This is a genomic window from Geofilum rhodophaeum, from assembly GCF_002210225.1.
GTDB classification, from domain to species: domain Bacteria; phylum Bacteroidota; class Bacteroidia; order Bacteroidales; family Marinilabiliaceae; genus Geofilum; species Geofilum rhodophaeum.
Genome location: NZ_MWUJ01000039.1, coordinates 1 through 7746 on the forward strand (window position 1 = coordinate 1; position 7746 = coordinate 7746).

At 31.7% G+C, this 7746-nt stretch carries 7 protein-coding genes; all 7 read right to left on the reverse strand.

The genetic code is table 11. The features are described from left to right. Positions 1–331 precede the first annotated feature (331 nt). Positions 332–1168 (reverse strand): agmatine deiminase family protein, encoded by an 837-nt coding sequence (locus tag B4W65_RS16655; protein WP_088656296.1) that lies wholly within the window; start codon positions 1166–1168, stop codon positions 332–334. Next, positions 1165–1695 (reverse strand): hypothetical protein, encoded by a 531-nt coding sequence (locus tag B4W65_RS16660; protein WP_088656297.1) that lies wholly within the window; start codon positions 1693–1695, stop codon positions 1165–1167. The genes B4W65_RS16655 and B4W65_RS16660 overlap by 4 nt, the downstream gene beginning before the upstream one ends. Before the next feature lie 138 nt (positions 1696–1833). After that, entirely contained in the window at positions 1834–3906 is a 2073-nt protein-coding gene (locus tag B4W65_RS16665) for a M48 family metallopeptidase (RefSeq protein WP_088656298.1), read from the reverse strand. 175 nt (positions 3907–4081) lie between these two features. After that, the gene (locus B4W65_RS16670; protein ID WP_088656299.1) at positions 4082–4636 is read right to left on the reverse strand and encodes an NUDIX hydrolase; all 555 of its coding nucleotides are present in this window, start codon (positions 4634–4636) and stop codon (positions 4082–4084) included. Between the two features lie 179 nt (positions 4637–4815). Beyond that, positions 4816–5625, reverse strand: coding sequence for a hypothetical protein (locus B4W65_RS16675; RefSeq protein ID WP_088656300.1), 810 nt, complete (start codon positions 5623–5625; stop codon positions 4816–4818). A 174-nt stretch (positions 5626–5799) separates the two neighbouring features. Then, complete coding sequence (locus B4W65_RS16680) at positions 5800–6495, reverse strand: hypothetical protein (protein WP_088656301.1); 696 nt, start codon at positions 6493–6495, stop codon at positions 5800–5802. 167 nt (positions 6496–6662) lie between these two features. Continuing rightward, entirely contained in the window at positions 6663–7655 is a 993-nt protein-coding gene (gene rhuM, locus B4W65_RS16685) for a RhuM family protein (RefSeq protein ID WP_088656302.1), read from the reverse strand. Positions 7656–7746: the final 91 nt, after the last annotated feature.

Sequence of the window (7746 nt, forward strand, 5' to 3'; positions counted from 1 at the left end):
TGTCTGAGCACCACCTTAATTCTGCAAAACCCTAGTCAAAGACGCTTGGATTTCATTATTACGTTTCGCACCGATTTATTCATAAAAGTCCGTCTGCAGGATTCTGTCTGCTGCCTATACGGTTTTATCTATACTACCGAGTGCAAATCCATTAAACGCATGGGATAGGTTCTCTGTAATTGGCGGCAACGGTGAGTATATGCAAAGTAGGCGATTGCGGGCTTCAAACCTATCAAACCGTTGCAATTTTGGAGCGGGCTACAACCGTTGAATTTACTACTATTGCGCCTATTTTGTATATACTGTGTTAGGGCACGTAATTCATTATATTTCATTCCTTTGTCGTCCAAGTTATACAATTCAACGCACCTCCAAATTTAACAATTTCAGTCATTTCAACTTGAGCAATTTTCCCTTTATAATCAGGGTAAAAGTTTTCAATCTGCTCAAATGCTTGTAAGTCTTCGTCAATTCCAAATTTCGGGAGAAGTATCAAGTCTTTTGTTTGAAGAAAATTAAGATAAGCCCAATTACGTTTATCTTTCCTGTTTACTTTATAATCAATGAATTCTGTTTTTAATCCAGTCTGTTTTAACCGGTATTCCATTACAGAATCATATTTGTAATAATGGTTAATTAAAACCGTATCATTATCAATGAATCGAATCATTCCGTCCGAATGTCCATATTCATCCAATTTATCTTGGGGAATTAGTACAGTTTTGTCAACTTGAAATGTATCCTGAATCTTTTTAATCAAATCCGTTTTGGAGTAAAAAAGTCGGTTTTCTTTAACAATCTTTTCAGTCAGAATAACGCAATCAGATGATTTTACAAAATTTCCACCATCCATTATTAGGTCTGATTTCTCAGTCGAAAGATTTATTGAATTACAAACAATATCAGGATATGTTTTTAAATCCCGACTACCTTTCCAGTTACCTTGCAAGTAGTCTGGGTCGTAGCGATATTCTATGAATTTTTTGTCATTGATTTGAATTGGCATGTAATCTCTCGCCCAAATGTCTTTTGTGTCAGGTAGGAATTTATACTTTGCTCCAAAAGTATCAAGTGTCGAAATTATTTGTTTCGAAGTCTCAATAAACCTTGAATCTGTTCTTAAAAGTTCAGAAAAATAGATAGTATTTGTGTCTTTATCCGAAATCATTTTAAAGATTGTAATTGTTTGTTAAAGAATAGTTTTCTATCCTTTAGATATTCAAAATATTCGTCCTCGGAGAAAATGTCACTTTTATCATTATTGCAGAAGTAACATGCAAGTACACAATTATCTTTATTGTATTTGTTTGAATCAGAATCACGTCTTTCAACTTCTAAGTGTTTCCCTCTATTTGGTCTTTTCGCTGACGTATATTTTTTCTCAAACAACTTAGTTAAAACAGATTCCTCCGTTTTGCAGTAGTAACAACAACCTTTTTGTTTTTCAAATTGTGTTATGTACCATTTATAAAATTCATTGAAATTTGAGAATTCAAAATTTCCACCTTGCTTATTGTTATATAGTTGACGAATCCGCCTCATTTCTTTGAGTTCATCAGGTCTTTCGTTGTCAATTTGTTTCGCAATTTCCGAAAATTCACTTCGTTTAATTTCTAAATCGTTGCAAATCAGTTCAGCTTTTTCGCAATTCACAAAATACTTATCAAATATCTGTTCTTTTATATCTTGTTTCATGTTGCAGGATGTTCGTTTTTATGTGCCCTAACGTCCGGCGGTATGAAATGTTGGGGATTTCGGAGCTGCGAACCTATCAACCGATAAGAACCTTGCCAGCGAGTGATACTCTTAGCAAACCACTTAACCCCCAATATTTTATACCGCTTGTTGTGTGTGGTTTTTTATTAATTCTTCTTGATATGTCAATAGTTTCCTTTTCATTAAAAAATACTTTCTTGATATTAGGTAGCCGTAATTGTTTATTGCAGTATACAGTATATTAAGGTTTTCGTCAAAATATGAGACACCTCCAAAATACTCAAGTGTTGTTGATGTATACTTTTCTAATTTTTCTTTTATCTCCGTTGTAATTTCTGACTGAAATATAGCATCACCTAATAATTGATTTATTTCTATTTTTAATAATTCTTCTGTAGGTTTAATTCTTTTGAAGTTAGCTCTAATTTGTTCAAATGGAGTTGTCACACTTGTAAATTGCAAATCGTTTAAGAGTTTGGTATAAATCTCATATTTGGAATCAAAGTTTTTATCAAATTCAAAAAACTCGAAATAAAGTTGTTCTAATTCATTTGGTTTATTCTGCTGTTGTTCTACCCTTCTAAAGTATTTATAGATTTCCAAATCATTAATCTTGATAAGCTCGTTTAGTCGCTCCAATTGAGGTTTGAGTTCTTCAATTAATTTTCCAGAGTTTTTACTTTTAAACCGAACTCCATTATAGTCAAAGGTTTTAACTAAAATTGATTTATTAGATATATTTGTTAGTATTTGAATGTCATTTTGTAATGCAACAGATGTATAAACTAAGTCTACTTTTTCATCTGAAAATAATTCATCTATGGTAATTTTATCATTTATGGGTTTGTCTTGATTCAAATCAAAATTTAAAGGGTTCTTATTGTCATAATATCCATTGTAAATTTTTGAAAACGAATTAGATAAAATTTCTCTTTTATATTCTTCAATAAATTTTTCATTTACAAATTCTTTAGTTTCTCCTTGATAATTAACAGACTCAAATAGTTTGTTCGCAATTCGTTTTTGTGTTTCGGAGATATTATTAAATATGCAATTTGCCAGTGAATCAGAATCATATTTTGCCGAAAAACCTGTTTTTTCTAATCTGCATATCCTTTCTTCTGTTGTAGGATGTGATGCCCACTGGTCTTTAATAACTAATTTCGATTTATTGTATTTACTTTGTTCTTCTAATGAAATATCTGGAAGTCCATTTGTTTTAGGAAGACTATTTAATTCAGCTAGAAAATTAATAACAGATGATTGGTCTTGATATAAATTAACGCTTTTAATATTTTCAGAAATTCTATTGTCATAAAAATTTAAAACACTATTAAAAGAATGGTCAGCCAATGACATTCTTAATAATGAATTTTTCAAAGGTTCGTAACCTGCTACACTTGCTGCAATTTCATCAGCATGAAATTCCATTTCTCTTGATAGACCAAGATAGTTTTTATTTACAACAATATATAACTTCCTTAATATCCACTGAATCCCTTCATTTATTTTACCCGCGATAATTACAAATATTGAAAAATAACCACTGACATTTGCCCATCTTTGAACAAGGCTTTCATATGATTCATTTTCAAAAAGCATATTGAAAATTACCTGATTAACATTATAGACATAACTTCCAACTTTCATTGTCCGTTGAGAAAAATGGCCAAATTCGTGTGACAATATTGCTTTTAATTCTTCTTTCGTTACCGCATTAACCAAACCTAAACCTATAAGTAAGTTCTTTTTAACCGGAAAAAACATGCTCCAAAAACTTGAGTCGTAAAATACTGCTGCATTTACTTCTGAGGATAAATATACTTTTTTAGGAAAGTTTGTACCTACACTCTGCACTATCTCCCTAATCATTTTAAATAATTCAGGTTCTTGTTGTTCATTTATTTCAGTTAGATGTGAACGGTCTACTTTATGAGATTTAAAAATAAATTTTAATAAAAAAATCAAAATCAATACTCCTAAACTTGCAAGTCCTATACCCAGTGCAATTGTAATAAACATTGGTTTAATCACAATTAATGAAACTCCACCAGCAATGCACAAACCTGTCAACAATACAGCTAATAACAGAATTATTAAATACGTTAATGTAAAAAGATTTATTGCCAAGATAGCCTTTGTAGCCTGAGTTTTAAACTCTTTTGATAATTGAATTTCTCTTTTAATCATATTTTTATTATTTCAGGTTTGTCTTTTCTTAAATCACACACAACGTGTGGCAATATAGTGCGTAGCGTTTTCTCTGTTAGTAAATTTCTTATCCACATAGGGCAACTGCCCCGGAACCAATTTGTTATCTATAAGCGAGCAGCTATGCAATATATTGCGTGTTGTGGTGTCGTTTTTATTTAAATATATCAGGGAACATTAAATAAGTTTTCATTATTAAAGCAACTGTATCTCCTACTATAATTTCTCCATTTTTTATCATTTCTACTGTTTCGAAAGGTGTTCGTTTAATTATTTCAATATCCTCGGTTACTTCAAGATTTTGTCTGCTATTAAATTCCAATTGAGTTGCAAGAAATCCATATGTTACGAGTGTTGATTTGGTCGGAACATTTGCAATTTTTCCAATTGGTATTAGATTTTCAAGGTTTGTTCTAATTCCTGTTTCTTCTTCTAATTCGGCAAGTGCGGATTCTTCAATGCTTTTGTTTTTTTGTTGAAAACCTGCGGGTAATTCAATTACTATATCTTTAATTCCGTGTTTATATTGTTTGACTAAAACTACCTCATTTTTCGTGGTTATGGGTAAGACCATACCAACGTTGTTTAAGTCAGTTATGTAATAGTCATCGATGATTTTTCCGTTTGGAAGCTTAACTTTATGTTTTTTGATAGGAAACCATTTACTTGGCGATATGTCAGTTTCTTCGATGATTTTCCATTTTTCCATTTTCTAATATAAATTTTTAGCCGAACGTTTTTTCAAATGCACCACAACGGGTAGTGTAGCATTAGTGGCGGATTGCGGGCGAATCTCCTTTCAAGCCGTTAATTGGTTGATGCGGGAAGCGAACCTTTCGGTACGTGCTTCAACCGCCATTAATGCTACACAATGTTGTGTGTTTTTATTTATACTAATTCATTCTCCTTAAATTTTCTTTCAGGAATAATATCTTCTTTTATCAATTGAGAATCTATCTCTTTACATATTGATAAAGTCTTTTGAATACAATTCTGAAATGTATAATAGGTCTGTGGTATTCTTTGACCAGGTTTAAGTGTTGGAGATAAGATTTTACCGTATTTATTAATGTATTTTGAATCTAATATTCCACTAGAATGGATGAATAAATGCCTTAGTTCTAGATATGCTAAAGACTCATTCTTTAATTGATTGGAAATATTCACTTTTGTTCCATCAATAATCTTTTCTAGTAACGTTATTGTACTTTGCTCATCTTCTAATCTTCTAAAAATCCTGTCTACAATATTTTGTTGAATCACATTATAATCACCTGCTTTGATAATATCTGCAAATGTAAACGTAAAATTTTCTTTAGCTTCACCATTCTTTGTAACTACTGCTTTAGAAATAACCAAATGCGGTTTGTGTGCCAGCATTTCAGAAAGTACATTTTTCAAATAACTACTAAAGGCATTGTATGATTGTATAATTCCAAATTCAATGTTCTTCTTTTTTATATTATTGAATATCGCTTTACTTTGTTTCACTGGATGATTAAGCCTTGAAAAGTTAGCTTTATCTATTTTTAAGTAATCTCTTATATCTAATTCCTTATCTGTTGACTTATTCAGGATGAGGATTATTTGTGAATAAGCTGCCTCGTTTAGTTGTACATTGGTCTCAATGTTTTCAATTGCTTTTCTAAATCTTTGCAATGATAAACTCTCATTGAATTTAGGTTTCTTCTTATTCATGATATTAAGATTTAGTTCTTATAATAACACACAACGTTTAGTATATACGAAGTAGGCGATTGCGGGCTTCAATCCTATCAAACCGAGATGAAGATGAAGCGGGCTACAACCCTTGAATTTACTACTATTGCGCCTATTTTGTATATACATTGTTGTGGGGTCGTAGTTTTATTTTCAAAGCTTTAATTTTTTTCTATTAATATCATATTCCAGTATCTTAAACTTTTGTTCTTTAAGTCCAATTTTTGAAATCAAGTCAAAAGCACAACTTGCACAAATAATAGGATCATCTGCAAAAAATCGAGATAAAATTTTATCTGTATAATTTTTTAGTAATCTTATTTCTGTTGATAATAAAGGTAAGTCGATTAAAGGAACAAATTCCCAAGGATAATGATAACTATATTTTTCCTCCTTCTTCTCTAACTGACATTTTGGACATTGATACCTGCCAATAGCATGATGAAAACCTTTGTATCTTTCATTGATTACAATCTCCACAATGTCATCCTTTTGTTTCGGAGAAGCTTTACATTTTCCTCTAAACTCGTCTTCATTATCCAATTCAATAATAGCCTGCAATTCACAGATATTTTTATCCAATTTGCATAACCAAACATCAGTCCCTGTCTGTAATAATCCATTAGGGCAATTTACACCTCCTCTATATTCCTGCTGATGAAAGTTCAACCAAGTCTTTGATACTTTGTCAAGAAAAGTGTCTAACCATTTTTTTAACGAATCTATAGACTCTAACATACTTTCAGATACAAAAATGGGACATTCTCCCATCTCTTCATCATTCCATTCAATTGTGGATTTATAAAGGTCATCCTCTTTATATGTCGAAGCTAGTATGTAAGATTTCATTTTTCTACTGGTACAAGTTCTGTTCTATGCCCCACAACGTTTACACATATGGCCTGAGGCGGGATTGCGTGCTACGTACTTGTCTGACGTTAGCAAAGTTGCCGCGGGGTAGAGCGGTTCAAAAAAACACTAAACCCGCCTTTGGCTATATGTGCTGTTGCCATGCGTTAATTGTTTCTATTTATCAGATTTACAATCACTTTTATCATCGTGTCTTTTTCATCTGGCCTACTTACAGCTATCATAAGAGTCAATGCAACCAAGGTATTATCCGCTATCCTCTTATTTCCATTTATATCAAATAAAATTCCATTTCTTTCTAAAAAGTAGAGAAATAGGAATGCTGCTATTCTTTTATTTCCATCAGAAAACGAATGATTCTTTGTTATGAAGTACAGTAAATTAGCTGCTTTTTCCTCGATGCTAGCGTATAAATCATGTCCGTCAAAAGTCTGATAAATTGTAGAGATAGAACTTCTAAATGAATCATCTTTTTCACGTCCGAACAAATCACTATTGCCATGAGCCTTTTTTGCAATTCTTATCTGTGTAATCGCTTCGTCATATGTTAACTGATAGGTTTCTTTTCCGGACGTATCTTTAATTTCAAGCCTTTGATAGTCGTATTGGTCTAAAACATCCAAAGCATATGCATAATCAGAAATTATTTTTAACAATCCAACACTCTCGTCATTTGTTAAAGTCTTGTAATTTAATACTTCACTTAAAATCTTTACGGACTGCTTTAATTGATTAAGTTGTTTATTTTGCTCCTTTAATTTCCTTTCATTCAGGGCATAACCCTTCAACAAATATTCGCTTAGAATTTTATTGGCCCAAATTCGAAACTGCCTACCTCTTTCTGAATTTACTCTATATCCAATTGATAGAATTACGTCTAAGTTATATATTCCTATTGGTCGAGTTACTGTTCTTTTTCCCTCTTTTCGAACTTGTGCAATTTTTGCACTAGTTGAATTCTCATCCAGTTCTTTGGTTTTGTATATGTTAGAAATATGACGACCAATAGAGGTTCTGTCAGTTAAAAATAAATCTGATATCTGATATTGATTAAGCCAAACTGTATCATTATCAACTCGAACTTCAATTTCAGTTGAGCCATCATCACTTTTAAATATTTCAATTTGTTTATTGTCCATGACTCAAAAATACAGAATCAGATTCATTATTCTAAGCAATTGGTGTGATGTTGGTTTTTTAATGCATGGCAACGTGTGGCAATATAGTGCG

Bases quoted from the DNA above. Each gene is read 5' to 3' on its own strand.
- B4W65_RS16680 (WP_088656301.1), bottom strand. From the start codon at position 6,495: ATGAAATCTTACATACTAGCTTCGACATATAAAGAGGATGACCTTTAT.
- B4W65_RS16665 (WP_088656298.1), bottom strand. From the start codon at position 3,906: ATGATTAAAAGAGAAATTCAATTATCAAAAGAGTTTAAAACTCAGGCT.
- B4W65_RS16670 (WP_088656299.1), bottom strand. From the start codon at position 4,636: ATGGAAAAATGGAAAATCATCGAAGAAACTGACATATCGCCAAGTAAA.
- B4W65_RS16675 (WP_088656300.1), bottom strand. From the start codon at position 5,625: ATGAATAAGAAGAAACCTAAATTCAATGAGAGTTTATCATTGCAAAGA.
- rhuM (WP_088656302.1), bottom strand. From the start codon at position 7,655: ATGGACAATAAACAAATTGAAATATTTAAAAGTGATGATGGCTCAACT.
- B4W65_RS16655 (WP_088656296.1), bottom strand. From the start codon at position 1,168: ATGATTTCGGATAAAGACACAAATACTATCTATTTTTCTGAACTTTTA.
- B4W65_RS16660 (WP_088656297.1), bottom strand. From the start codon at position 1,695: ATGAAACAAGATATAAAAGAACAGATATTTGATAAGTATTTTGTGAAT.